A 24,061-nucleotide genomic window follows, 5' to 3' on the forward strand; every position below is an offset into this window, starting at 1 on the left:
AGGAGATGTTATGGCACAGGTAAAAATCGGTGATACAGTGAAGGTCCATTATACCGGCACATTAAAGGAAGGTAAAGAGTTTGATTCTTCTAAGGGGCGTGACCCATTACAGTTTGCTCTTGGAACAGGGACAGTTATACCCGGTTTTGAAGAAGCTGTTGAAGGAATGGCTAAAGGCGATAAAAAATCTGTAGCGATACCTTTTGATAAAGCCTATGGTCCGCGTAAAGAAGAGATGGTTTTTGAAGTTGAGAAAAAACAGTTTAATGCAGATATCGATCCTGAAATCGGGCAGCAGCTCGAAGTGAAAAGAGAAGGCATGCAGCCACTATTTGTTACCGTTAAAGATATTTCTGAAACCAAGGTAACGCTTGATGCAAATCATCCGCTTGCAGGAGCAGATCTGACGTTTGAAATTGAAGTTATTGAAATTGTATAAATAATTGTAGGGAAAGGAGGCAATATGGATTTTAACAATCCCGATCAAATTATTGAACTTGGCAAAAAGAAGTTTGCAGATTCAAAAAAGTTTATACCGATACTGATCATTGTTGTGGTAGTGATCGTTGCATTGACCGGTATGGTGTATTCAATAGGCCCTGATGAAGTTGGTGTATTAACGCGGTTTGGTAAATATACCGCTACAACTGATCCAGGACTGCACATGAAACTGCCGTTTGGTATTGATAAAGTGAAGCCGGTAAAAGTAAAACGTATTTTTAAAGAAGAGTTTGGATCAAAGTCTACACGTTCGAATATTAGAAGAGGGTATACTACACGGCCATATCTTGACCAGTCATTGATGTTGACCGGAGATCTTAATATATTGAATGTACAATGGATCGTGCAGTTTAGGGTAAAAGACCCGGTAAAACTGCTGTTTTATATTCGCGATCCACTGGACGCGGTACGAGACCTATCAGAAGTTGTTATGAGACGATATGTAGGTGATTATCGTGTAGATGAGGTTTTAACTACAAAGCGTGAAGAAATTGATGATAGGGTACAGGTAGAACTTCAGAGGATATTGGATAGCTATGATACCGGTATACAAGTTGTAACGGTAAAGCTCCTAGATGTAAATCCACCTGATGCGGTTAAGCCTGCATTTAATGAAGTGAATGAGGCAAAACAGGAAAGAGAACGTGTTATTAATCAGGCATGGGAAGCGTACAATAAGGCTATCCCTCGTGCGCGTGGTGAAGCTAAAAAAGTGATACGCCAAGCTGAAGGATATGCACTCGACAAAGTGAACAGGTCAAAAGGTGAAGCTGAACGTTTCGGTATGATTCTCTCAGAATACAAAAAAGCGCCGGAAATTACCAAGAAACGTTTATATCTTGATACGATGTCAAATGTACTTCCTCAAGCTGATCAAAAGTATGTTGTAGACAAAAAACAGTCATCTATTTTACCCCTGATGAATATAGGGAAGAATGCGAAAAAGGGAGGTAAAAACTGATGAAATTAGCCATTAAAGTAATAGCAGGAATAATTGTTTTAGTAGTGTTATCACTAGTTACCGGATTGGTCTATACGGTAAATGAAACACAGCAGGTGGTTATCACACAGTTTGGTAGACCGATAGGTAAGCCGATCACCACAGCGGGTTTGCATTTCAAAAAACCGTTTATTCAACAAACGCATTATTTTGAAAAAAGAATCCTTGAGTGGGACGGTGATCCAAACCAGATACCGACAAAAGATAAGAAATATATCTGGATTGATACAACCGCACGCTGGAAAATAGCGAATGCACTCTTGTTTTTGCAGTCAGTGCACAATGAAATCGGTGCGCAGGCGCGTCTTGATGATATCCTCAATTCTGCAACACGTGATATCATTACTTCTAATCCTCTTGTTGCGACGGTGAGAAACTCCAACCAGATTTTAGAAAAACAAGAAGAAGGAGAAGATATCATTGTTACAGAAGAAGCGGTAGAAAAGATCTCAACCGGTCGTCAGGCTGTAGAGCGGGCAATTCTTAAAAGGGCACGTAAATTAGCGCCGCAATACGGTATTGAACTTGTTGATGTACGTATTAAGCGTGTTAATTATGTTCAGGAGGTACGTAACAAGGTATATGAACGTATGATCGCAGAGCGTAAACGTGCAGCTGAAAGATATCGTTCTGAAGGACAGGGAAGAAAAGCTGAGATTGACGGCCAGCGTGAAAAAGAGATGAAGCTCATTACCTCTGAAGCATACAGAACATCTCAAGGGGTAAAGGGTAAAGCAGATGCCGAGACGGTAAACATTTATGCCGGTGCTTACGGTGCTGATCCAGAGTTTTATTCGTTTCAGAAGACTTTGGAAACCTATGGTAAAACTGTAGATAAGAACACGACTCTTATTATGACAACAGACAGTGATTACTATAAATATATGCAGAATATTCAAGGAGAGTAGTAACACTTAAGATAAGTAGAGTATGTCAGGGGACAGTTTCTAAAAAGGGAGACTGTCCCCTTTTTTTTTCAAGCTTCACCGTCCCGATAAATCGGGGCGGTGGGGTTTTTGAGACTATTCTTATTTTTATTGTTGACAGAAATAGCATAGTATTGTAGTATTGATAATGATAACCGTTATCATTAAATGGAGCGTGTATGAAATATCAATGTGGTAAAACGTCAGACCAGTGGCACGGAAAGATGCGTGGAGGAGGATTTAGACTTACTATTCCTCGTCAGGGAATACTTGATATATTAGGTAATGCATCGGAACACTTAAGCGCTGAAGATATCTATTTAAAAGTTCATCGGAAGCATCCAACGGTAGGGTTAACAACAGTGTATAGAACACTTGAAATGCTTGTGCAGTTGGGCATCATCTCAAAATATGACTTTGGTGATGGACGTGCAAGATATGAAATATCAGAAAGGGCTGATGGGAAAGAACACCACCATCATTTAGTATGTAGCGCATGCGGGAAGGTGACAGATTATACAGATTTTGTGGACGAAGAGGTACAGCTTTTGAAAAAAACTGAAAAAGGTCTTTCCAAAAAGTTTAATTTTAAAATCACAAGTCATGTTTTGCAGTTTTATGGTTTGTGCGAAAAGTGTAAGTAATATTTTTTTTGCAATGTAATGATAATGGTTATCATTAACAAATAAAAAGGAGGTGTTTATTATGCCAAGAGGAGATGGTACAGGCCCAAATGGAATGGGTTCTATGACAGGAAGAGGTGCCGGATATTGTGCAGGACTTCCAAATCCCGGAAATGTTCAAGGTGGTTTTGGTCGTGGAGGTATGAGGGCATTTGGCGGTCGCGCTGGCAGAGGCTATCGTAATATGTTTTATGCAACCGGGTTACCCGGTTCGGTGAGAGGGAGATCTCAGGGTATGGGATACGATCCGATGTATCAAGTATCGCCCGAACAGGAGGTTGACATGATGAAATCGCATGCTCAGAACCTGAAAAGTGAACTCGAAATTTTAGAGAAAGATATTCAGCAGACCGAGCAGGCTCAGAAAAAAGAATAATATAAGGAATGGACCGCATGATAATTACAGGTATAATAATTGTTAATGCCTGTAATTATCGTGTGGCACTAAGAGGAGAATATATGAAAATTGCAATTTCTACAGACAACAACCAGGTAGCGGAGCATTTTGGAAGGTGTCCGTCATACACGATTGTTACGATTGAGTGTAACAAGGTCGTGAAGACAGAAACAGTTAATAATCCCGGGCATGAACCTGGTCAGATCCCGAAATTCCTGCATGATAAGGGCGTGGCATGCATTATTGCGGGCGGGATGGGAATGAGAGCGCAAACATTTTTTCAAGAGTACGGCATACAGGCAATAGTCGGTGTGGGCGGAACAGTTGATGATACGGTTAGCCAATATGTTGAAGGTGAACTTATAAGTGGTAGTAGTTTATGCAGCCCTGGCGCTGGCAAGGGGTATGGAATAGATAAAACGGTGTGTGATCATGAAGATAATGACTCACAGAATGAACAAAAGGAGTGAAAATGAAAATATGTATAACAGCACAGGGAGACAATCTGGATAGCAATGTTGATCCGCGATTCGGCAGATGTCAAAATTTCATTATTGTTGATACGGACACGTTGGATTTTATTGTGCACCAGAATCCCTACATTGACAGTACAGGCGGTGCCGGAATACAAGCCGCGCAATTTGTTGTTGATAAAGACATTAAAAGTGTATTGAGCGGGCATATAGGACCGAATGCGTTTCAGACGTTGCAGGCTGCTGGTGTTTTAATGTATGTATCAGTAGCAGGAACTATTCGTGAAGTGGTACAATCATTTAATGAAGGAAAATATAGACCAACAGCTGCCCCTGATGTTGCGGACAAGTTCGGGTCAGGAAAATAGATAGAGTGGTATACTATGATTATTTCAGTTGCAAGCGGTAAAGGTGGCACGGGAAAAACTACGGTAGCCACGAATCTTGCTTTATCATTAGTAGGTGATGTTCAGCTTCTGGATTGTGATGTTGAAGAGCCCAATGCCCATATATTCTTAAAACCGGATATAAGGGAGCGGATTCCTTCGGTTATTGCAATTCCAGAAATAGATGATGATAAGTGCGATTATTGCGGAAAATGTAAGGATTTTTGTGTGTATAATGCGCTTGCCGTGTTGCCGAAAGGTAAGGACGGAAAAGGGAGTGTTTTGTTTTTTAAGACGCTATGCCATGGATGCGGAGGCTGTTATATTGTGTGTCCAAATGATGCCATCAGCGAAGTTAATCATGAGATCGGTGTTATCGAAAAGGGTGTGTCTGGGAACGTGCAGTTTATACATGGGAAACTTAATATTGGAGAAATATTATCTCCGGTAGTTATCAGGCAGACAAAAGATCATATTGATAAGTCCAAAACAGTGATTATTGATGCTCCACCCGGCACATCGTGTCCTGTTGTTGCGACATTAAAGCAAACGGATTTTTGCATACTGGTCACAGAACCTACCCCTTTTGGATTAAACGATCTGGTTTTGGCTGTTGATGTCCTAAAAAAGATGTCTATCCCTTTTGGGGTTGTTATCAACCGTTCAGATATTGGCGACGATAAGGTCACGCAGTATTGTGAAAAAAATGATATTCCCATTCTTATGGAGATTCCTTTTGACAGAGAGATTGCGCAATATTATTCCGAGGGTATTCCGTTTGTCAACAAGATGGAATCCTATAAAGAAGAATTTAAAGGTATGTACGAGAGGATAGTGAATCTGATATGAAACAGATAGTGGTAATAAGCGGTAAAGGCGGAACCGGAAAGACATTATTGACGGCATCATTTGCATCACTGGCTCGCAGCAAGGTTATGGTTGATTGTGATGTTGATGCTGCTGATTTGCATTTGATTCTTCACCCCTCTGTTAAGGAACAGCATGAGTTTAGAAGCGGGCATACAGCGGTAATTAATAAATCGTTTTGCAAAGAATGCGGCAAATGCATTGATCTTTGCCGGTTTAATGCGATAGATGATACGTACACGGTTGATCCGGTATCGTGTGAAGGGTGCAGGCTCTGTGAATATGTATGTCCTGTCAATGCGGTGAGGATGGAAGAGAATATTTCAGGAGACTGGTTTATATCCGATACTAAATATGGTCCTATGGTTCATGCAAAGCTGGGTATAGCCGAGGAGAATTCAGGTAAGCTTGTGGCTCTTGTAAGGAAAAAGGCCAAGGAGATTGCGGATAAGGGGAATCATGAATACATAATTATTGACGGTCCTCCCGGAATTGGCTGTCCGGTTATAGCATCTTTATCCGGCGTTGATGTGGCGCTTGTTGTAACCGAACCGACTTTGTCAGGTATACATGATATGATGAGGGTGCTTGAGGTCGCATCTCATTTTGACACTGAAGCCAAGGTTGTAATCAATAAATATGATTTAAATGAGAAGAACTCTCAGGATATAAAGGCGATGTGCAGTGAAAAAGGCGTTGAGATTATCGGAATGGTTCCTTTTTCCAAAGAAGCCTGTTACTCTATTGTAAATGCCCTTCCGCTTGTCGAGTATACGAAAGGGCCAATCACGCAGGAAATAATTTCTATCTGGAATAAATTAGAGTAATACAATTAATTATGAACGTATATAAGGGTTTTTTATTTATATAACCTATGAAAACATATCTTGAATGTATCCCGTGTTTTTTTAATCAGGCAATAGAAGCTGCGCGTAATGCCGGTGCGAGCGCAAAAAAGCAGAAACTGATCGTTGATCGTATTGCTCAAGTATTGCCATCGTTTCCTTTTTCAGCAACACCTCCTGAAATGGGGCGCATCATATATTCCATAGTATCTGATATTACAGAAATTAAGGATATATATGCTGAGGTAAAGCATAAAAGCAACGAGCGTGCACTGAGCGTCTATCCGATTGCCAGAAAAAAAGTTATTTCATCGAGTGATAGACTGCTGACGGCATTAGAGCTAGCGGTAAGCGGTAATGTGATAGATTATGGGATAAAAAATAAATTGGATGTTGATGCCGAGCTGAAAAAGATCCTAAAAAAAGAGAAAACGAAGATAAAATCTGAAAAAAAGGGTCTGTTTCAGTATAAGAAATTCAGGCAAGCGTTAAAAGGATCCAGAACGATTCTGTATTGTGTCGATAATGCGGGAGAAATAGTTTTTGATAAGTTATTGATGGAAGAAATACGATTATACTATCCTGATATACGGATTATATGCGCGGTAAAAGCAAAACCTATTATTAATGATGCGTTATTGAGCGATGCATTGTATTGTCAGATGGACAGGGTCTCTGAGATCATATCAAGCGGTTCTGAAGCGCCTGGAACGGTCCTGAAGCAGTGTTCAAAAGAGTTTCGGCGTGTATTTCGAAAAGCGGATATGATTATCAGTAAGGGGCAGGGCAATTTTGAGACATTATCAAAGGTAAGGGGCCCTATTTTTTATTTATTTATGGCAAAATGTCCGGTAGTAGCAAAACACGTGCGAGGTGACATGGGTGATTATATATTGATTGATAACCCTACAGCGATAAAATTATGACAAGATCAATTACTGTTTTAAAAAAGGGGACTGTCCCCTTTTTTATTGAAAACTCCTTAAAAATTGTGTATATATATTTGATATGCCACGAATTGCGCGAATTGTTGCTATAGATTACCCTCATCATGTTGTGCAGAGGGGAAACAGAAAAGAACCGGTTTTCTTTGATGATGAAGATAGATGTAACTATCTTTTCATGTTAAAGAAAAGCTGTCAAGAATTTGACTGTTCTGTGCATGCCTATTGTCTGATGAACAATCATGTGCACCTGTTGGTTATCCCTCATCAAGAAAAATCACTTTCTAAGACCATGCATAAGCTGAGCTTTCAATATGCACAGTATATCAATAAGAAATATGAAAAAAGTGGGAGATTGTGGGAGTCTCGTTACCATTCATCGGTGATTGATCGTAATTCGTATCTTTGGATGGTGTGTAAGTATATTGAGTCTAATCCGGTAAGGGCTCAGATCGTTGCTGAACCATTTGACTATCAATGGTCTAGTGCGAAGATTAACGCGGGCATTGTTACGGATGGATTTTTAAAGACGATATGCACTGATAGTGATAGGGAGCAGTACTCTTCATTTCTCAAACGTGAAGAAGAGATTGAACAAACACAGATGATCAATCGTGCGACTTTTTGCGGCAGACCAATAGGTACAGAGACATTTATGAGTGCACTTGCTGCAAAGTGTGGACTCAAAAGTATTGTAGCTGCAAAGCCAAGAGGACGACCACGGAAAAAATAAAAAAAGGGGACAGTCCCCTTTTAAATGGCGATTTATGAAAAGACTAAAAAAGATAAATAAGCAGACCCGTGAACTTTTTATAAAAAAGGGGACAGTCCCCTTTTTTATATTATGCATGGCCATAATAATGTTAGGAACTGTTGTTTCCTTAAGATCGGCTGATGAGGTTATGCATAAGGTTGCACGCGGTGATAACCTATGGGATATCAGTAAACAATATGATGTCTCAGTAAACGCTATTAAACGAGTTAATAATATCTCAAAACCTGATAGCCTCAAAGTTGGTCAGAACATTCGTATACCTCTTGATATGTCAGCGCGTTTCAATGAATCTTCGAAAGAAATGAAAAAAGATATTATTCATACAATAGATTACGGTGATACATTATGGGAGCTCAGTTTGCTCTATGAGGTGCCATTAAAAACGATAAAAAAAGTAAACAATATTTGGAATACTAAGAAGCTAAAGGTTGGGCAAAAGATCATTATCCCTAATGTGTCCTTCTACGGTTCTGAGTTTTGTATTACACCTCACAAAGAAAAGAAAAAGGATATTTCGCATACTATAATATCTGGTGATAGCCTCTGGTATATTAGTCAGATGTATAATGTGCCTGTAGAGAAGATTGTTCGTGCTAATAAAATATCTCGTTCTAAGGTGCTCAAAAAAGATCAGGAAATAAAAGTTCCTAATGCGCAATATCTTAAGCCGAAAATACCGATTTATGCGAGCAATAAATGGAAATATATTATTATTCATCATAGCGCGACAGATATCGGCAATGCTTTGTGTTTTAACCGCGCGCATATTAGGCGGGGTTTTGTTTCAGGGTTAGGTTATCATTTTGTTATTGATAACGGAACAAAAGGTAAAAAGAATGGGCAAATCGAGGTTTCTCCCAGATGGATAAAGCAGCAGAACGGAGCTCACTGTAAAGCGTCTGCAATGAATTTTAAAGCGATAGGGGTATGCCTTGTCGGCAATTTTAATAGTGATAAGGTATCTAAAGATCAAATGGAATCACTCGTCTATATAGTAAGCACATTAAAAGATTATTACAATATTCCCGCGAGAAGAATTTTGGGGCATGGAAATGTTCGCAAAGCACATACAGAATGTCCCGGCAAACGATTTCCCTGGAAAGAATTTAAACGCCAACTTATGTTGTATGAACGAACTAAAGAAAAAAAATAAGATTCCAGCAAATTATTGCGATTAAAGAAATATACTACGTAGCTCAAACTCCAGGATTTATCATAAACGTACTATAGTCTGAGATCCAAATTTTCTTTAAAATATTTCCCTTGAATTTTTTTTATATACATATAAAATCAAGACAGGGAACCCAGAGAACAAAATGTACCTATTGTATGTTAAGGAGAGTTATACGTGAAGCTTAAAGACACAATTTCATTAGAGCATATTACAATATTGAAGAGCACATCTAAAGAAGCAGCTCTCTTAGAGCTTATTGCTTTGATCGAAAAATCAGGTAAAGTTCAGGATATTTCCGCTTTAAAGGAGAGTATTTTTTATAGGGAAAAGCTGATGAGTACAGGTATCGGCTGTGGTATTGCGGTCCCACATGTGCGTCTTCAGGGCGTTGCGGAGCCGTTTATCCTGATCGGAGTCTGTTATAAGGGGATTGATGATTACGAGTCATTAGATAATCAGCCTGTGAGGATAGGGGTTATGATAATTGCCGGCAAGGAACAGCACCGGGAATATATACAGCTTTTATCAGAAATAATCTCACATCTAAAAAATAAGGAATTTACAGAGTCTCTTATCCAATGCGATACAGTTGGGACAATACATTCGCTTATCATGGAAAAGTGTGATGACTGAATATATAGACCACATCCTTTCAAGAATTTCGTTGATCCATCTCGGTCTTTTAACTTTTTTCGGCATCGCGTTATTGGTGGGAACGATCAGCGGAAAAATATTCCAGAAAATGAGGATCCCGTCTGTTGTTGGCTATATAATAGTCGGTATTATTATTGGTCAAACCGGCCTTAAGATCGTAGATAAACACATGCTGGAGATGCTTCAGCCTTTTAACTACTTCGCATTGGGTCTCATCGGTTTTATGATCGGTGGAGAGCTCAAAAAGAACACCCTTCTTAAGTACGGTAAGCAGTTTTTGTATATTCTCATCTCAGAAGGTGTTATCGCGTTTATTGTTGTAGCCTTGCTGGTAACTTCTCTGGGTATGTTGTTTCTTCCCAATATAAAAATTGCTTGTTCTTTGGGTCTTTTGCTCGGGGCGATTGCATCAGCAACGGCTCCTGCGGCAACAACCGACGTATTATGGGAAAATAGGTCCCGGGGGCCGCTTACCTCAATCATAATGGGTATTGTTGCACTCGATGACGGCCTGTCTTTATTTCTGTTTGCAGTCGCGTCAAGTATTGCGATGAGTCTTATGGGTGATGTGCATACCGGTTTTCTTGGTATGATTCTGTTTCCCCTATATGAGGTTGGTGGTGCGATCCTGTTAGGTGTTGTTGCGGGGTGGGTGCACGGCATTATCTTAAAAAAATGGGTGGATGAAGAAAAAATTCTGGCTCTTTCCATTGGTACAGTCCTTTTAGTTCTTGGTGTCGCCCTCGCGATCAAAGTAGATATCCTGCTTGGAGCAATGGCACTTGGTGCTATGATGATCAATTACTTCCCGCGAAAAAGTAAGGAAGTATTCAGCCTTGTCGGTAAATTTACACCCCCCATATATGTTCTTTTCTTTGTCCTTTTTGGCGCGAAGCTAGATCTCAATCATATGACAATTTTCATGCTTTTGCTTGCGGGCGCATATCTTCTGGGTCGTACCGGCGGTAAGATGTTCGGTGCGTATTTTGGTGCTCGTATGTCGGGGGCATCTAAAAATATACAGAGGTATCTTCCGTTATGTCTGTTCAGTCAGGCGGGTGTCGCTATAGGACTGTCAATTCTTGCTGGTCAGCGGTTTCCGGGAGAGCTGGGAAACGCGATCGTTGTTGTTATAACTACAACGACATTTATTGTACAGATTATTGGTCCGATATGCACAAAGTGGGGTATTACGAAGGCCGGTGAAGTCGGTTTGAATGTTACGGAAGAAGACATCATTCGAATGAGTAAAGCAGAAGATGTTATGGATAAAGACGTTCCCATTATCTATGAAAATATGTTTTTAGCTGAAATACTCAAAGTGTTGGGTAAAAGCAATAATCTGTATTATCCAGTGGTTAATCATGATAAAAATCTTCTCGGTATTATAAGCATTGATAATGTTAAAAATACATTTATGGCAACCGGTTTAGACAGTTTTCTTTTAGCGCATGACCTGATGGAACCTGTTGTGACTCAGGTTGCGCAGGATACGTCGCTTAAAGAAGTCAATGAAATGCTGCACAATTACAGCGTGGAGTTTATTCCGGTTGTAGATGGCAGTAACGTTGTGATAGGGATGGTCGAAGCGCGAGCCATTCATAGATACTTAGCAGAAAAAATCATTGAAAACCAGAGATTGGCCGAAATACCTGTGTGAAAAAAGAAGACACCTATTTGATAATAGGTGTCCCTCTTTTTTTAGTAAATGTTTTATTCTTGTGAAATAGCTTGTACCGGACATGAAGCAACACATGCACCGCAATCAATACATTTTTCTTTGTCGATTGTGTACTGAGGTGAACCTTCTTCAATTGCCTGTACCGGGCATTCCGGTAAACATGATCCGCATGCTATACATTTATCATCGATTTTATATGCCATAAAAGCACCCCTTTCTTTTGATAATATGTATATTTATCATTATTTTTTCAACATTTCAAGAGAAAATATTCGAAAATTGCCTAAAAATGAATGGTTTCCCCTAAGGAGATAGTTTGACTGGCTAATATTCACATAGGAATGCTTGTGACTTTTAAAGTCTTGCTATATGAATATCTTGTATAAATACCGTAAAAAGATATAATAGAGGGGTTTTGTTGGGAATAATATATATCATATTATGGAGGCCTTATGTATACCTTGGTCTTGTTACGTCATGGTGAGAGTCAGTGGAATAAAGAAAACCGTTTTACCGGATGGACAGATGTCGATCTATCGGATAAAGGGGTTGCTGAAGCCCGTTCTGCGGGGCGGATATTGAAAGAAAAAGGTTTTACCTTTGATGTTGCGTATACCTCGGTACTGAAAAGAGCTGTGCGAACATTAGATATTGTTTTAGATGAGATGGATCTTATGTGGGTGCCGGTATACAAGGCATGGCGTTTAAATGAACGTCATTACGGTGCTCTTCAGGGACTGAATAAAGCTGAAACTGCGAAAAAGTTCGGTGAAGAAAAGGTGCATGTCTGGAGAAGAAGCTATGACACCCCTCCACCTGCACTTGAAAAGAGTGATGAACGGTTTCCCGGTAACGATCCGCGCTACAATGATCTTACACCTGATGAGTTGCCTTTAACTGAATGTCTGAAAGATACGGTAGAGAGATTTTTGCCATACTGGCATGATGTTATAGCACGTGATGTAAGAAGTGGTAAGAAAGTCATTGTTGCTGCGCACGGTAATAGTTTACGGGCACTGGTAAAACATGTAGATAAGATTTCTGATAAAGATATTCCGTCACTTGATATTCCTACGGGAATACCTCTTGTGTATGAATTTGACGAGAAATTTGAGCCGGTAAAGCACTATTACTTAGCTGATCCGGAAGAGATCGAAAAAGCTGTTCAGGCAGTAAAAAATCAGTCGAAAGCGAACCAATGACCACAAAAAAGATTATTTCATGGAATGTAAACGGTATCAGAGCTATCTATAAGAAGGGCCTGCTTGATTATATAAACAAGGCTAATCCCGATATTCTCTGTTTGCAGGAAACAAAAGCGACTGCTAGCCAGCTTCCCAAAGATTTGAGAAATATCCCAGGTTATCACGCATATTTTTCTTCTTCCGAGATAAAAAAAGGATATAGCGGGGTTGCAATATATTCTAAGATTAAGCCCGATAGAGTGTTAACAGGTATTGGTGAAAAAGAGTATGACTCTGAAGGAAGAATTCTGGCTGTTGAGTTTGGGGATATCATGCTTTGTAATATTTATTTTCCCAATGGTAAAGCATCTCCTGAAAGGTTAAGCTATAAAATGGGTTTCTATGATGCTTTTCTTTCATTTGTAGAAAAAGAAAAGAAAAAAGGTAAAAAGGTTATCGTCTGCGGTGATGTGAATACTGCGCATACTGAGATTGATCTTGCGAGACCAAAAGAAAATCAGAAATCGTCTGGATTCTTACCGCAAGAACGCTCATGGATAGATAGCTTTATTGGCCATGGGTATAGTGATACTTTGAGAATGTTTCATCCTGAACCGGAGTTATATACATGGTGGGACATGAAAAGCCGTGCGCGAGAACGAAATGTGGGCTGGAGAATAGATTATTTCTTTGTCAGTGATAACACTGCATCTGACGTTAAAAAAGCATATATTGAATCGGATATAGTGGGCTCAGATCATTGCCCCATAGGCATTGATATTAAGCTCAATTGTGCATAAGCGGTCATTTGAGAAGGTGCTGACTAACAGTTTTAGTGTTTACAGGATACATGAATCAGGATACTATTTTTTACTGCTATAGGAGGAGATTATGAGAGTACTTGCATTATGTGGATCGCCACGTGGTGAACATAGTAGTACCTATCACATGTTAAATCCTCTTCTTGCCGGTATGGAAGATGCCGGAGCAAAGACTGAGCTGGTGCTATTAAGTAAACTTAAGATGAATCACTGCACGGGGTGTTATACCTGTTGGACAAAAACGCCCGGTAGCTGTATACATAATGATGGTGTTGATGAAGTGCTCTCAAAATTTGTGGCTGTTGATCTGATTATCTTTGGGACGCCGCTGTATCATTTTACTATGAGTGGGCTCTTGAAAGATTTTATTGATCGTACATTGCCATTGTATGAACCCTGGCTCGTTGAGGACAAGAACAGGCCGGGATTAAGCGGGCATCCTCCACGGTTTTCGTTGCCTGAGTCAGCAATGCTTTTGTGTCCATGCGGATTTCCTGAAATGGGACACTTTGATCCGTTTGTGAAATGGTTTGAAGAATATGTTCGTATTTTTGGTTGGAAATATCTTGGTGCTATTTTGCGGCCGGGTGCAGAGATATTGAGTAAAGATAATTTCCAACATTATTTAAAAGGATATTACGATGACTTGCGTCAAGCAGGTCAGGAGATTGTTCAATTGGGTGGCGTTACTGAAGAACTAGGTAAACGGTTAACGGCAGATTTGTTTCCCGGTGGGGCAGAAACATTCAGAAAAACCGCAAATGACTACTGGGCAAGAATGAGAGGGAAATAAATAAAAATCGCTTTGCGATTTTTATAGATGATCGGTGTTCGTTGATCGGTTATCGTGTGTTTTTTTAGTTTTTTTCGCTAACCAAAAACCGAAAAACGTTTTTTAAGGAGTTGTTATGCTTGGTTACATGATATTGCTTTTTACGTTGGTACCGGTTATTGAGCTGGCACTGCTCATTAAAGTAGGACAAATACTCGGTGTGTTTAATACCATTATGATCGTTATTTTTACCGGTGTTACCGGTGCATGTCTGGCAAAATATCAAGGGCTCGTAGCCTTACAAAAGATACAAGCAGATATGAATCAAGGGAAAATGCCTGGAGATAAACTCTTTGATGGGTTTATTATTCTAGCATCAGGAATACTTCTTTTAACACCAGGACTTATTACAGATTGCATTGGTTTCATGGGACTTATTCCTTCCACACGAACCATATTTAAACGATTTTTGAAGAGAAAAATGAAAGATATGATCGATCGAGGCACTTCAGGAAATTTTACTATAGGGGTTAAGAAATAATAATATGACAAATTTGGCTGAGACGATTTTGGAGTGAAACAAGGAGCGAAGAGTGCCGCGTATCCTGAGCGATACGTAAACGATGAAGGACGCAGTTGCAGCCCAAAAGTGGCCAGCCCCTTCTGGGAGGCTCATCTTTGACCGTCTACTTCGTTGCTCCTCCTTGACGTACCACAAATGGTACGCCAGCGTCGTCGTGCCTTGTATACGGCTAAAATCTGAGCCTCCAAATTAGTCGTATTATTGTTTCTCAACCCCTTATCGGAAAAAGATAAAGGATAAACGAATGGTTGAAAAAGAAAAGATGATACAAAACGATCTTGTAACAGATTATGATACGTTTCTTTTTAGAGAGGGGAATCATCATAACCTGTATGATAAACTTGGCTCACACATGGTTACCATTGATGGCATAAAAGGTACACGGTTTGCTGTATGGGCGCCTAATGCGAAGTATGTGTCAGTTGTTGGTGAGTTTAACGGGTGGAACAAGGACTCTCATCCTTTAGATGCAAGGTGGGACAGCTCAGGCGTGTGGGAAGGATTTATACCCGGGGTGACTAAAGGAACAAAATATAAATATCATATCCGTTCAGGGGTCAATAAATATAAAGTTGATAAGACTGATCCCTTTGCGTTACATGCTGAAATACCTCCTAAAACAGCGTCAATTGTCTGGGATCTTGATTATAAGTGGAAAGATGCTGATTGGATGAAAAATCGGTATAAGCATAATGGCCTTGATAAGCCATGTTCTGTATATGAGCTCCATCTAGGTTCGTGGCGCAGGTGCCCAGAGCAAGGCGATCGCTATCTTTCATATCGTGAAATGGCGCCACAGATCACTGATTATATAAAAGAAATGGGTTTTACCCATGTTGAATTTATGCCGGTTATGGAACATCCGTTTTATGGCTCTTGGGGATATCAAACAGTAGGATATTTTTCACCGACAAGTAGATACGGTACGCCACAAGACCTCATGTATTTAATCGATTATCTCCATCAAAACGGTATAGCGGTTATTCTTGATTGGGTGCCGTCACATTTTCCGACTGATGAACACGGTCTTACCTATTTTGATGGTACGCATCTGTTTGAACATGCTGATCCCAAAAAAGGGTTTCATCCTGAATGGAAAAGTAACATATTTAATTATGGTCGAAACGAAGTGAGAAATTTTCTTATTTCGAGCGCTCTTTTCTGGGTAAAGAAATATCATGCTGATGGACTAAGAGTCGATGGTGTTGCATCAATGCTGTACTTGGATTATGCGCGTGAAGAGGGCCAGTGGATACCTAATGAACATGGTGGCAGAGAAAATACTGATGCGATATTTTTTATCAAAAATTTGAATGAGGTTATATATCAGGCGCATAATGATGTTCAGATCATTGCTGAAGAATCAACGTCATGGCCAATGGTGTCAAAACCGACCTATGTTGGCGGACTTGGTTTCGGGATGAAATGGAATATGGGTTGGATGCACGATACGTTAGAGTATATGTCAAAAGACGCGATATTTCGCAAATATCATCACGGACAGTTAACGTTTAGTATGTGGTATGCATTTACCGAGAATTTTATGTTGCCCCTGTCACATGATGAAGTGGTATATGGCAAAGGATCGCTTGTTAATAAAATGTCCGGAACAGACTGTGAGAAGTTTGCTAATTTGCGTGTGCTTTTCGGATACATGTATGCGCATCCCGGTAAAAAACTCGTTTTTATGGGCGGTGAAATAGCGCAATGGGCTGAATGGAATCATGACAAGAGTCTTGATTGGCATCTTTTGGATTATGGAGCGCACAAGGGAATGAAACGGTGGGTAACAGATCTCAACAACCTGTATAAAAATGAACCTGCGTTATATGAAGTTGATTTTAGTCCCGAAGGATTTGAATGGATAGATTTTCGTGATTGGGAAAGTTGTATTGTCAGTTTTATGCGTATAAGTAAAGAAGCGAAAGAAAAAGTTGTTGTCGTGTTTAACTTTACGCCTGTATCTCGTGCTCATTATCGTTTAGGTGTTCCTGAAAGCGGTATGTGGAAAGAACTGTTAAATAGTGACGCGCTTGAATATGATGGGAGCGGTCACGGAAACTTTGGAGGAATGTACGCAGATACTATTCCGTCTCATGGTAAAGAATTCTCTCTTTCACTAACATTACCTCCATTAAGTGTCTCGTTTTTTAAGAAGCAGGGATAATGTCTATGCGTATTGGGGTACACTATTTAGGTGATGGGACATGTGAATTTGCTGTATGGGCACCGCTGAGAACTACAGTAGATTTGCTTATTCTTTCTTCTGGCAGTGAAACTGTATATCCCATGAAAAAGGATGATAGGGGCTATTGGCACTCTACGGTAGATGGGGTGTCTGAGGGTACGCAGTACCTATACCGGTTAGATGGTGATATCAAACGTCCTGACCCAGCGTCACAATTCCAGCCTGATGGTGTGCATGGTCCGTCACAGATAATTGATCATACTTCTTTTACCTGGAGTGAGCAGTCTTATAAACCGCGTGTTCTTCAAGAAATGATAATCTATGAGTTGCATGTCGGTACATTTACTGACCAGGGCACTTTTGAAGATATTATCACTCGGATTGATGAACTAAAAGATATCGGGATAAACACTATTGAAATAATGCCGGTTTCTCAGTTTCCCGGTGAGCGTAACTGGGGGTATGATGGGACATATCCTTTTGCGGTACAGAATTCATATGGCGGGTCGGAAGGATTAAAAAAACTTGTTGCGGCATGTCACGATAAGGATGTCAGTGTTATTTTAGATGTTGTCTATAATCATTTGGGGCATGAAGGAAATTACCTGTGGGATTATGGGCCGTATTTTACTGAAAAATATAAAACACCGTGGGGAAGCGGTATTAATTTTGATGGTGCATACTCTAATGAAGTAAGAAATTACTTTATCGAAAATGCACTGTATTGGTTTGGCGAGTATCATATTGATGGGCTCAGGCTTGATGCTGTGCACGGCATATATGATATGAGTGCTCGTCCGTTTCTAAAACAGCTTGCTGAATGTGTTGAGGTTTTTTCTCAAAAGCAAAAAAGAAACTTTTTGCTCATTGCTGAAAGTGATTTGAACGATAGTAAAGTGATTACGCCTAGATCTCAGGGCGGGTATGGCCACGACGGGCAATGGTGTGATGATTTTCATCACGCTCTTCATACAGTCCTGACCGGTGAGAATTGTGGATATTATAAAGATTTTGGTGATTTGACACACCTCGAAAAATCGTTTCAGGAAGGGTATGTTTACTCGGGACAATATTCAGCGTTTCGCAAAAGAGACCACGGAAATTCTTCTTTAGAGCGATCTGCTGAGCAGTTTGTGGTGTTTAGTCAAAATCATGATCAGGTCGGGAATAGGATGAATGGCCAGAGATTGTCGTCCCTTGTGTCATATGAAGCGTTAAAACTCGCTGCGGGCACAGTGCTTTTATCTCCTTATATCCCGCTTCTCTTTATGGGGCAGGAATATGCTGAAAATAATCCGTTTATGTATTTTGTCAGTTATGGCGATAAAGCGATGATTGACGGTGTGCGAAAAGGGAGAATTGAAGAGTTTAAAGAGTTTCATACAGGTGAAGCTATCCATGATCCACAAAATGAAGAGATATTTTTGCGCTCAAAGCTTGATTGGGATAAGAGATCACATTCTCATCATGCGGTGATGTTAGAGTTTTATAAAACATTGATAAACTTACGTAAAACGGTTCCCGCGCTCAGTCATCTTGATAAAAAGTCATGTGAAATCGTTTCCGGTAATGGAGCAAACTCAATAATTATGAGAAGATGGCATGAAAAGAGTGAAGTTCTGACCTTCTTTAATTATGAAGATAAAGAAGTGCGGTTTTCGTTACCGGACAAGGAATCAATCTATACAAAACTATGCGATTCATCGGACAAGAAATGGAATGGGCTGGGCACTCTATTACCCGATAAAATAAAAGGTGCAGAAGATTTGACAGTAAACCCTTTGAGTTTTATAATATTTTCCATTGAGAGCGTTGTATAACTGTGTATGGCATCTCATCATGGAATATTTGTTATTTTCTTAAAGCTTATAGCTTATGACTTACAGCTTAAAAGTAGGAGTAGTTATGACCAATAAATTCATATGTATTCACGGACATTTTTATCAACCGCCACGGGAAAACCCATGGCTTGAGGAAGTTGAAATGCAGGATACTGCATTTCCTTATCATGATTGGAATGAGCGAATCAGTGCTGAATGTTATGCGCCGAATGCCGCCTCGCGTATTCTTGATAATGATGGCCGTATAATTCATATTGTTAACAATTATAAAAAGATCAGTTTTGATTTCGGACCGACCTTGCTTTCCTGGTTAGAAAAACATGAACCGGAAGTATACAAGTCAGTTTTGGACGCCGATAAAGAAGGACAAAAACGTTTTTCGGGACATGGTCCTGCACTTGCGCAATGTTATAACCACATGATTATGCCGCTTGCAAACGCACGCGATAAACGCACGCAAATTTTATGGGGTATCAAGGACTTTGAATATAGGTTTAAACGGAAACCTGAAGGGATGTGGCTTCCTGAGACTGCGGTTGACCTTGAATCTCTCGATATTATGGCTGAGAACGGTATCACTTTTACCGTTTTAGCTCCTCGTCAGGCTGGACGCATTCAAAAGATCGGGAGCGGTAAGTGGGATGATGTTACTGAAGAGACTATTGATTCCAGAAGACCGTATACCTGTAAACTCCCGTCAGGAAAATCAATTGCGATATTTTTCTATGAAGGTCCTATTGCCCAGGACATTGCATTCGGCAATCTGCTTGATAAGGGGGAGGATTTTGCTAAACGAATGATGAGTCCGTTTCAAGAAGACTCTAAAAGTCCGCAGCTTGCTCATGTCGCGATAGACGGAGAAACATTTGGTCATCATCACAGGCATGGTGATATGGCGTTGGCATATTGTTTGTATTACTTAGAAAAAAATAATCTCGCTAAGATAACGATCTATGGTGAATATCTTGAACACAATAAGCCGGAATACGAAGTTGAGATAATTGGGGACTCATCGTGGAGTTGTGAGCACGGTGTCGAAAGATGGCGCAATGATTGCGGTTGTAACTCTGGAAAACATTCCTCGTGGAATCAAAAATGGCGTGCACCGCTTCGTGGTGCAATGGATTGGCTCAGTGATACGTTAAATCAATTGTATGATGATGCGATGGGGAAACTGGTGAGTGACCCATGGAAAATACGCGATGAATACATAGACATTATTCTTGACCGTTCACCAAATAAAATTGACCAATTCCTTGCACGATTTGAACGCGTCGAAATATCAAAGGAAAAGAAAATAAGGGCATTAAATCTCCTTGAGATGGAACGACATTTAATGCTTATGTATACGAGTTGCGGCTGGTTTGCTGATGAAACTTCCGGTATTGAAACTGTACAAGTTATGCAATATGCTTCTCGTGCAATGCAGCTTGCGCGTGAAATCGGCGATCTATCGCTTGAAGATGCGTATATTAACCTTTTGGAACGTGTGCCGAGCAATATCAGTGAATTTAAAACCGGCGCAAAGATATATGAAATGTTTATAAAACCGTACGTAGTCGATTTCTTGCGACTTGGCGCCCATTATGCAATATCATCACTTTTTACCAAGTACCCTTCAGTGTCAAAAATATATTGTTTTACTGCTGAGGCCGAAGTGTGCGATAAGTCTGAAGTCGGGAAACAAAAGATAGCCGTTGGCAAAGTAAAAATGCGTTCGGAGATCAACCTTGAAGAAGCGTTAATCAGTTTTGCGGTACTGCATCTTGGAGATCATAATATCATTGGCGGTGTCAGAATGTTTCGCGGCGATGAATCTTTCAATGAAATGCATAGGGAGATAAGAGACGCATTTTCAAGAAGTGATATTTCAGATGTAATGCGGTTGATAGACAAACATTTTGGATCGCATAGTTATTCTCTGTGGCATCTCTTTAAAGATGAGCAAAGCAAGATCCTAAAACAAATATTCAGTGCGGCACTTTTTGATATGGAAGCGTCATTTAGAAATATTAAAGAAAACCATTATCCGGTTATGCAGACAATGAGAGAATTACGGATTCCGTTTCCTAAAGTGTTTACCTCTATCGTTGAATATATATTAAATGCTGATATACATCGTTTGCTTGAGAAAGAAAAATTCGACACCAATATGCTTGGCAGGCTTGTCGAAGAAGCGAAACGGTGGGGGGTAAAGATAAATAAAGAAGAACTCAGTTTTATCGTCAGTCAAAAAGTTAATATGCTGATTCATGAGCTTGTTTCAAGCCCGCATGATCTTAGTTTGCTTGAACAGCTCCAATCGACATTGTCTTTTCTTGATTTCTTCCCCTTAGATTTAAATTTATGGAAATCACAAAATAGGCTCTTTTCTATTGCGCGAAAATATTATAATGAAATGCGGTTGCAGGACGAAGAAGGTGATTTAAACGCAAAAGAATGGCTGGAATATTTTAACACTATTGGAAAATACATGAGGGTTAAAACAATATGATGCGGGTTCCAGAATCAACTTATCGTTTGCAGTTTATGCCATCATACGGATTCCGCAAACATCTGGAGATAGTTTCTTATCTTTCTGATCTTGGGTTCTCAGACGTGTATGCTTCACCCATTTTTAAGGCAAAGACAGGGAGTACGCACGGATATGATGTTACTAATCCCAATCAGATAAATCCGGAGCTCGGTACGCCGGAAGACTTTGCCCAGCTTGTAAAGAAAGTCAAAGAGTTGAACATGGGCTGGCTCCAGGATATTGTTCCTAACCACATGGCTTATGACGGTGAAAATGAGATGCTGATGGATGTTCTGGAAAACGGAAAATCATCACCGTATTATACGTATTTTGATATTGATTGGGGGCATCCCTACCTCAGTATTCGCGGAAGATTATTAGCGCCTTTTTTGGGTAAGTTTTATGCTGAATGTTTACGTGATGGCGAAATAAAAATGGGGTATGACCAGCAGGGACTTTGCGTAAGATACTATGAACTCAAATTTCCTCTTAAGATCGAGTCTTACGCAAAAGTTCTTTTACAAGAGATCAAAATGCTTGAAGAGAGCTTGGGTGAAAATAATCCTGTCTTTATTAAATTTGTTGGAACGATACATCTTTTTAAAGCTCCTTCGCATACCAGTGAACTCCAAAAGCGGTATAGTAATATTAAGTATGCTAAAAAGATGTTATGGGAACTCTATACCAGTAATGAAAAGATAAAGAAATATATAGATTATACCATCAGGACATTTAATGGAAAAAAAGGCGATTTTGATAGTTTGGAGCTCTTAGATAAGCTTCTTTCAGAGCAGTACTATAGGCTCTCGTTTTGGAAGGTGGCAAATGAAGAAATAAATTATCGACGGTTTTTTAGTATTAATGGTCTTATTTCGCTACGTGTTGAAGATCAGGAAGTATTCGAAAATACGCATGCTTTAATCTTTAAATTAATTAAAGATGGTACCTTTACCGGGTTACGTGTAGATCATATAGATGGATTGTATGATCCTACAGCGTATGTGCAAAAGTTAAAAAAGAAATGCGATAACACATTTGTGGTCGTTGAAAAGATACTCGATTTTGATGAGGCACTTCCTTCGTTTTGGCCGATACAGGGGACATCAGGATACGAGTTTATGAATATGGTAAATGAGCTTTTCTGTTACCATAAAAATGAGAAAAAATCTTCATCCATTTATTCAAAATTTATTGATGCGGACATGCAGTATGAAAGACTTGTTGCCGATAAGAAAAGGCTTATTATTGGTAAACATATGGCTGGAAATATCGATAATATTGCGCATCAGATGAACAAGATATCAAGTAAAGATAAATACGGTATAGATATAACATTATATGGTTTAAAACGTGCGCTAGTGGAATTTATGGCAATGTTTCCAGTGTATAGAACATATATCAGTGTTGATGAATTTAGTGACGCTGATCAGCACTACATTAAAGAAGCTGCCCGGAAAGCGACTGATTCTAATCCCGGCTTATATTATGAACTTAAGTTTATTGAAAAATTCTTTTTGTTTGGCTTAGAAAATAATATTAGCGATGCTGACCGCCAGAATTGGGCGCGATTTGTTATGAACTTTCAGCAATTTACCGGCCCTTTAATGGCAAAAGGTTTTGAAGATACTACGCTCTATATTTATAACCGCTTAATATCCTTAAATGAGGTTGGCGGTGACCCGGGAATATTTGGTGTATCAGAAAAAAGTTTCCACGAGTTTAATAGTAAAAGAGCTGCTAGGTGGCCGCACTCGATCAATGCGACTTCTACTCATGATGTAAAGAGAGGAGAAGACATAAGGGCGCGGATTAATGTTCTTTCAGAAATACCGAAGGAATGGGAACAAGCTGTTAAGTTGTGGGCTGAAAACAATAAAGGAAAGAAGATTACTGTTAAGGGAAGGAAAGTTCCTGACAAGAATGATGAATATTTCTTCTATCAAACTTTGGTTGGATCGTATCCCGAAGCTGAAGATGGCTTAGACGATTATATTAAGAGGGTTAAAGAGTATAGCATTAAGGCTGTTCGAGAAGCAAAAGTGCATACGGCGTGGTTAAAACCTGATAATGAATATGAAAGTGCATATATATCTTTTATTGAATCCGTTCTGAAGCCGTCTACAGATAATCAGTTTTTAAAGCATTTTCTTCCATTCCAGCAAAAAGTTGCCCATTACGGCAGGTTGAATTCACTTTCTCAGACGGTGCTTAAGATGACAACACCAGGTATACCTGATTTTTATCAGGGGACGGAATTGTGGGATCTTAATTTTGTTGACCCTGATAACAGACGTTCCGTTGATTACAAGAAAAGAATGGGGCTTCTGCGTGATATCCAGAAAAAAGAAAAAAATAAAGTATCTCAACTAATTCAAGAACTGCTTTGTGCGATGTGTGATGGGAAAGTTAAACAGTATGTCGTTTATCGAGCATTGCGTGCGCGTAAAGAACTGAAAGATTTATTTCAAAAAGGTTCGTATATGCCGCTTGATGTTGAAGGAGCGCGTAAAGAACATATTGTTGCGTTTACGCGCAGACATAATGATCGGTGGGTGATCATTATTGTGCCACGATTTTTGGTCTCACTGGTCAATAAAGGAGAAATACCGCTTGGAAATAAAATATGGAAAGATACAGCAATTAATCTTAATAACATGCCCGGTCAGTGGCATAATGTATTTACCGATAAAGCGATATCGATAAAAGATGTACTGACAGTGGGTGAGGTTTTAAGCGAATTTCCCGTGGCTATTTTGGTTTCAAAATAAACACGTTATCAAAAAAATAGTTCTGAAATGTAAGTTTGCACTAAGTAAGCTTTTCAAAAAGACAAAAACATTGTTCTCTGATA

Annotated in this window: 23 protein-coding genes; 22 read left to right on the plus strand and 1 reads right to left on the minus strand. The window is 39.6% G+C overall.

Annotation, left to right across the window (positions count from 1 at the left end; all coding sequences use genetic code 11):
• Positions 1-10: 10 nt before the first annotated feature.
• The 14 genes from P9M13_04275 (at position 11) to P9M13_04340 (ending at position 11,285) form a co-directional block, all read left to right on the plus strand.
• A complete protein-coding gene (locus P9M13_04275) occupies positions 11-439 on the plus strand; it encodes a peptidylprolyl isomerase (GenBank protein MDP8262504.1) in 429 nt (142 codons plus the stop codon).
• Positions 440-463: 24 nt separating this feature from the next.
• Entirely contained in the window at positions 464-1,462 is a 999-nt protein-coding gene (hflK, locus tag P9M13_04280; GenBank protein MDP8262505.1) for an FtsH protease activity modulator HflK, read from the plus strand.
• Positions 1,462-2,409 carry a protease modulator HflC gene (hflC, locus tag P9M13_04285; GenBank protein MDP8262506.1) on the plus strand — a complete coding sequence of 316 codons (948 nt, stop codon included), beginning with the start codon at positions 1,462-1,464 and terminating at the stop codon, positions 2,407-2,409. The genes hflK and hflC overlap by 1 nt, the downstream gene beginning before the upstream one ends.
• Before the next feature lie 197 nt (positions 2,410-2,606).
• The gene (locus tag P9M13_04290) at positions 2,607-3,071 is read left to right on the plus strand and encodes a transcriptional repressor (protein ID MDP8262507.1); all 465 of its coding nucleotides are present in this window, start codon (positions 2,607-2,609) and stop codon (positions 3,069-3,071) included.
• Between the two features lie 61 nt (positions 3,072-3,132).
• A complete protein-coding gene (locus tag P9M13_04295; protein MDP8262508.1) occupies positions 3,133-3,486 on the plus strand; it encodes a DUF5320 domain-containing protein in 354 nt (117 codons plus the stop codon).
• An 83-nt stretch (positions 3,487-3,569) separates the two neighbouring features.
• Positions 3,570-3,977, plus strand: coding sequence for a NifB/NifX family molybdenum-iron cluster-binding protein (locus P9M13_04300; protein ID MDP8262509.1), 408 nt, complete (start codon positions 3,570-3,572; stop codon positions 3,975-3,977).
• 2 nt (positions 3,978-3,979) lie between these two features.
• A complete protein-coding gene (locus P9M13_04305) occupies positions 3,980-4,348 on the plus strand; it encodes a NifB/NifX family molybdenum-iron cluster-binding protein (GenBank protein ID MDP8262510.1) in 369 nt (122 codons plus the stop codon).
• 15 nt (positions 4,349-4,363) lie between these two features.
• Complete coding sequence (locus P9M13_04310) at positions 4,364-5,215, plus strand: ATP-binding protein (protein MDP8262511.1); 852 nt, start codon at positions 4,364-4,366, stop codon at positions 5,213-5,215.
• Entirely contained in the window at positions 5,212-6,060 is an 849-nt protein-coding gene (locus P9M13_04315; GenBank protein ID MDP8262512.1) for an ATP-binding protein, read from the plus strand. Before P9M13_04310 ends, P9M13_04315 begins: the two co-directional genes overlap by 4 nt.
• 47 nt (positions 6,061-6,107) lie before the next feature.
• Positions 6,108-7,004, plus strand: coding sequence for an ARMT1-like domain-containing protein (locus tag P9M13_04320; protein MDP8262513.1), 897 nt, complete (start codon positions 6,108-6,110; stop codon positions 7,002-7,004).
• Positions 7,005-7,086: 82 nt separating this feature from the next.
• Complete coding sequence (locus P9M13_04325; protein ID MDP8262514.1) at positions 7,087-7,755, plus strand: transposase; 669 nt, start codon at positions 7,087-7,089, stop codon at positions 7,753-7,755.
• A gap of 34 nt (positions 7,756-7,789) precedes the next feature.
• Complete coding sequence (locus P9M13_04330) at positions 7,790-8,950, plus strand: LysM peptidoglycan-binding domain-containing protein (GenBank protein MDP8262515.1); 1,161 nt, start codon at positions 7,790-7,792, stop codon at positions 8,948-8,950.
• A 195-nt stretch (positions 8,951-9,145) separates the two neighbouring features.
• On the plus strand, positions 9,146-9,604 hold the full coding sequence (locus tag P9M13_04335) for a PTS sugar transporter subunit IIA (protein MDP8262516.1): 459 nt from the start codon (positions 9,146-9,148) through the stop codon (positions 9,602-9,604).
• Positions 9,597-11,285: a cation:proton antiporter gene (locus P9M13_04340; GenBank protein MDP8262517.1), complete on the plus strand. Its 1,689-nt coding sequence runs from the start codon at positions 9,597-9,599 to the stop codon at positions 11,283-11,285. Before P9M13_04335 ends, P9M13_04340 begins: the two co-directional genes overlap by 8 nt.
• Positions 11,286-11,338: 53 nt before the next feature.
• Here P9M13_04340 and P9M13_04345 read toward each other — a convergent pair whose 3' ends face one another.
• A complete protein-coding gene (locus tag P9M13_04345; protein MDP8262518.1) occupies positions 11,339-11,509 on the minus strand; it encodes a 4Fe-4S binding protein in 171 nt (56 codons plus the stop codon).
• 249 nt (positions 11,510-11,758) lie between these two features.
• Between P9M13_04345 and gpmA the strand changes: the two genes are divergently transcribed.
• The 8 genes from gpmA (at position 11,759) to treY (ending at position 23,978) form a co-directional block, all read left to right on the plus strand.
• Positions 11,759-12,508 carry a 2,3-diphosphoglycerate-dependent phosphoglycerate mutase gene (gene gpmA / locus P9M13_04350; GenBank protein MDP8262519.1) on the plus strand — a complete coding sequence of 250 codons (750 nt, stop codon included), beginning with the start codon at positions 11,759-11,761 and terminating at the stop codon, positions 12,506-12,508.
• A complete protein-coding gene (locus P9M13_04355) occupies positions 12,505-13,290 on the plus strand; it encodes an exodeoxyribonuclease III (protein ID MDP8262520.1) in 786 nt (261 codons plus the stop codon). Before gpmA ends, P9M13_04355 begins: the two co-directional genes overlap by 4 nt.
• A 91-nt stretch (positions 13,291-13,381) precedes the next feature.
• Entirely contained in the window at positions 13,382-14,104 is a 723-nt protein-coding gene (locus P9M13_04360) for a flavodoxin family protein (GenBank protein MDP8262521.1), read from the plus strand.
• Positions 14,105-14,219: 115 nt separating this feature from the next.
• A complete protein-coding gene (locus tag P9M13_04365) occupies positions 14,220-14,624 on the plus strand; it encodes an FxsA family protein (GenBank protein ID MDP8262522.1) in 405 nt (134 codons plus the stop codon).
• Positions 14,625-14,910: 286 nt separating this feature from the next.
• Positions 14,911-16,833: a 1,4-alpha-glucan branching protein GlgB gene (gene glgB / locus P9M13_04370; protein ID MDP8262523.1), complete on the plus strand. Its 1,923-nt coding sequence runs from the start codon at positions 14,911-14,913 to the stop codon at positions 16,831-16,833.
• Positions 16,833-18,674: a malto-oligosyltrehalose trehalohydrolase gene (gene treZ / locus P9M13_04375; GenBank protein ID MDP8262524.1), complete on the plus strand. Its 1,842-nt coding sequence runs from the start codon at positions 16,833-16,835 to the stop codon at positions 18,672-18,674. Before glgB ends, treZ begins: the two co-directional genes overlap by 1 nt.
• A gap of 85 nt (positions 18,675-18,759) precedes the next feature.
• The gene (locus P9M13_04380) at positions 18,760-21,189 is read left to right on the plus strand and encodes a DUF3536 domain-containing protein (protein MDP8262525.1); all 2,430 of its coding nucleotides are present in this window, start codon (positions 18,760-18,762) and stop codon (positions 21,187-21,189) included.
• On the plus strand, positions 21,186-23,978 hold the full coding sequence (treY, locus tag P9M13_04385; GenBank protein ID MDP8262526.1) for a malto-oligosyltrehalose synthase: 2,793 nt from the start codon (positions 21,186-21,188) through the stop codon (positions 23,976-23,978). The genes P9M13_04380 and treY overlap by 4 nt, the downstream gene beginning before the upstream one ends.
• The last annotated feature ends 83 nt before the right edge of the window (positions 23,979-24,061 follow it).

This window comes from Candidatus Ancaeobacter aquaticus (assembly GCA_030765405.1).
GTDB classification, from domain to species: domain Bacteria; phylum Auribacterota; class Ancaeobacteria; order Ancaeobacterales; family Ancaeobacteraceae; genus Ancaeobacter; species Ancaeobacter aquaticus.

What these genes read in the sequence shown, in the direction of transcription:
- treZ (MDP8262524.1), top strand. Translation starts at nt 16,833, where the DNA reads ATGTCTATGCGTATTGGGGTACACTATTTAGGTGATGGGACATGTGAA.
- glgB (MDP8262523.1), top strand. Translation starts at nt 14,911, where the DNA reads ATGGTTGAAAAAGAAAAGATGATACAAAACGATCTTGTAACAGATTAT.
- P9M13_04290 (MDP8262507.1), top strand. Translation starts at nt 2,607, where the DNA reads ATGAAATATCAATGTGGTAAAACGTCAGACCAGTGGCACGGAAAGATG.
- P9M13_04300 (MDP8262509.1), top strand. Translation starts at nt 3,570, where the DNA reads ATGAAAATTGCAATTTCTACAGACAACAACCAGGTAGCGGAGCATTTT.
- gpmA (MDP8262519.1), top strand. Translation starts at nt 11,759, where the DNA reads ATGTATACCTTGGTCTTGTTACGTCATGGTGAGAGTCAGTGGAATAAA.
- P9M13_04330 (MDP8262515.1), top strand. Translation starts at nt 7,790, where the DNA reads ATGAAAAGACTAAAAAAGATAAATAAGCAGACCCGTGAACTTTTTATA.
- hflC (MDP8262506.1), top strand. Translation starts at nt 1,462, where the DNA reads ATGAAATTAGCCATTAAAGTAATAGCAGGAATAATTGTTTTAGTAGTG.
- P9M13_04340 (MDP8262517.1), top strand. Translation starts at nt 9,597, where the DNA reads ATGACTGAATATATAGACCACATCCTTTCAAGAATTTCGTTGATCCAT.
- P9M13_04320 (MDP8262513.1), top strand. Translation starts at nt 6,108, where the DNA reads ATGAAAACATATCTTGAATGTATCCCGTGTTTTTTTAATCAGGCAATA.
- treY (MDP8262526.1), top strand. Translation starts at nt 21,186, where the DNA reads ATGATGCGGGTTCCAGAATCAACTTATCGTTTGCAGTTTATGCCATCA.
- P9M13_04325 (MDP8262514.1), top strand. Translation starts at nt 7,087, where the DNA reads ATGCCACGAATTGCGCGAATTGTTGCTATAGATTACCCTCATCATGTT.
- P9M13_04345 (MDP8262518.1), bottom strand. Translation starts at nt 11,509, where the DNA reads ATGGCATATAAAATCGATGATAAATGTATAGCATGCGGATCATGTTTA.
- hflK (MDP8262505.1), top strand. Translation starts at nt 464, where the DNA reads ATGGATTTTAACAATCCCGATCAAATTATTGAACTTGGCAAAAAGAAG.
- P9M13_04315 (MDP8262512.1), top strand. Translation starts at nt 5,212, where the DNA reads ATGAAACAGATAGTGGTAATAAGCGGTAAAGGCGGAACCGGAAAGACA.
- P9M13_04365 (MDP8262522.1), top strand. Translation starts at nt 14,220, where the DNA reads ATGCTTGGTTACATGATATTGCTTTTTACGTTGGTACCGGTTATTGAG.
- P9M13_04295 (MDP8262508.1), top strand. Translation starts at nt 3,133, where the DNA reads ATGCCAAGAGGAGATGGTACAGGCCCAAATGGAATGGGTTCTATGACA.
- P9M13_04275 (MDP8262504.1), top strand. Translation starts at nt 11, where the DNA reads ATGGCACAGGTAAAAATCGGTGATACAGTGAAGGTCCATTATACCGGC.
- P9M13_04380 (MDP8262525.1), top strand. Translation starts at nt 18,760, where the DNA reads ATGACCAATAAATTCATATGTATTCACGGACATTTTTATCAACCGCCA.
- P9M13_04360 (MDP8262521.1), top strand. Translation starts at nt 13,382, where the DNA reads ATGAGAGTACTTGCATTATGTGGATCGCCACGTGGTGAACATAGTAGT.
- P9M13_04355 (MDP8262520.1), top strand. Translation starts at nt 12,505, where the DNA reads ATGACCACAAAAAAGATTATTTCATGGAATGTAAACGGTATCAGAGCT.
- P9M13_04310 (MDP8262511.1), top strand. Translation starts at nt 4,364, where the DNA reads ATGATTATTTCAGTTGCAAGCGGTAAAGGTGGCACGGGAAAAACTACG.
- P9M13_04305 (MDP8262510.1), top strand. Translation starts at nt 3,980, where the DNA reads ATGAAAATATGTATAACAGCACAGGGAGACAATCTGGATAGCAATGTT.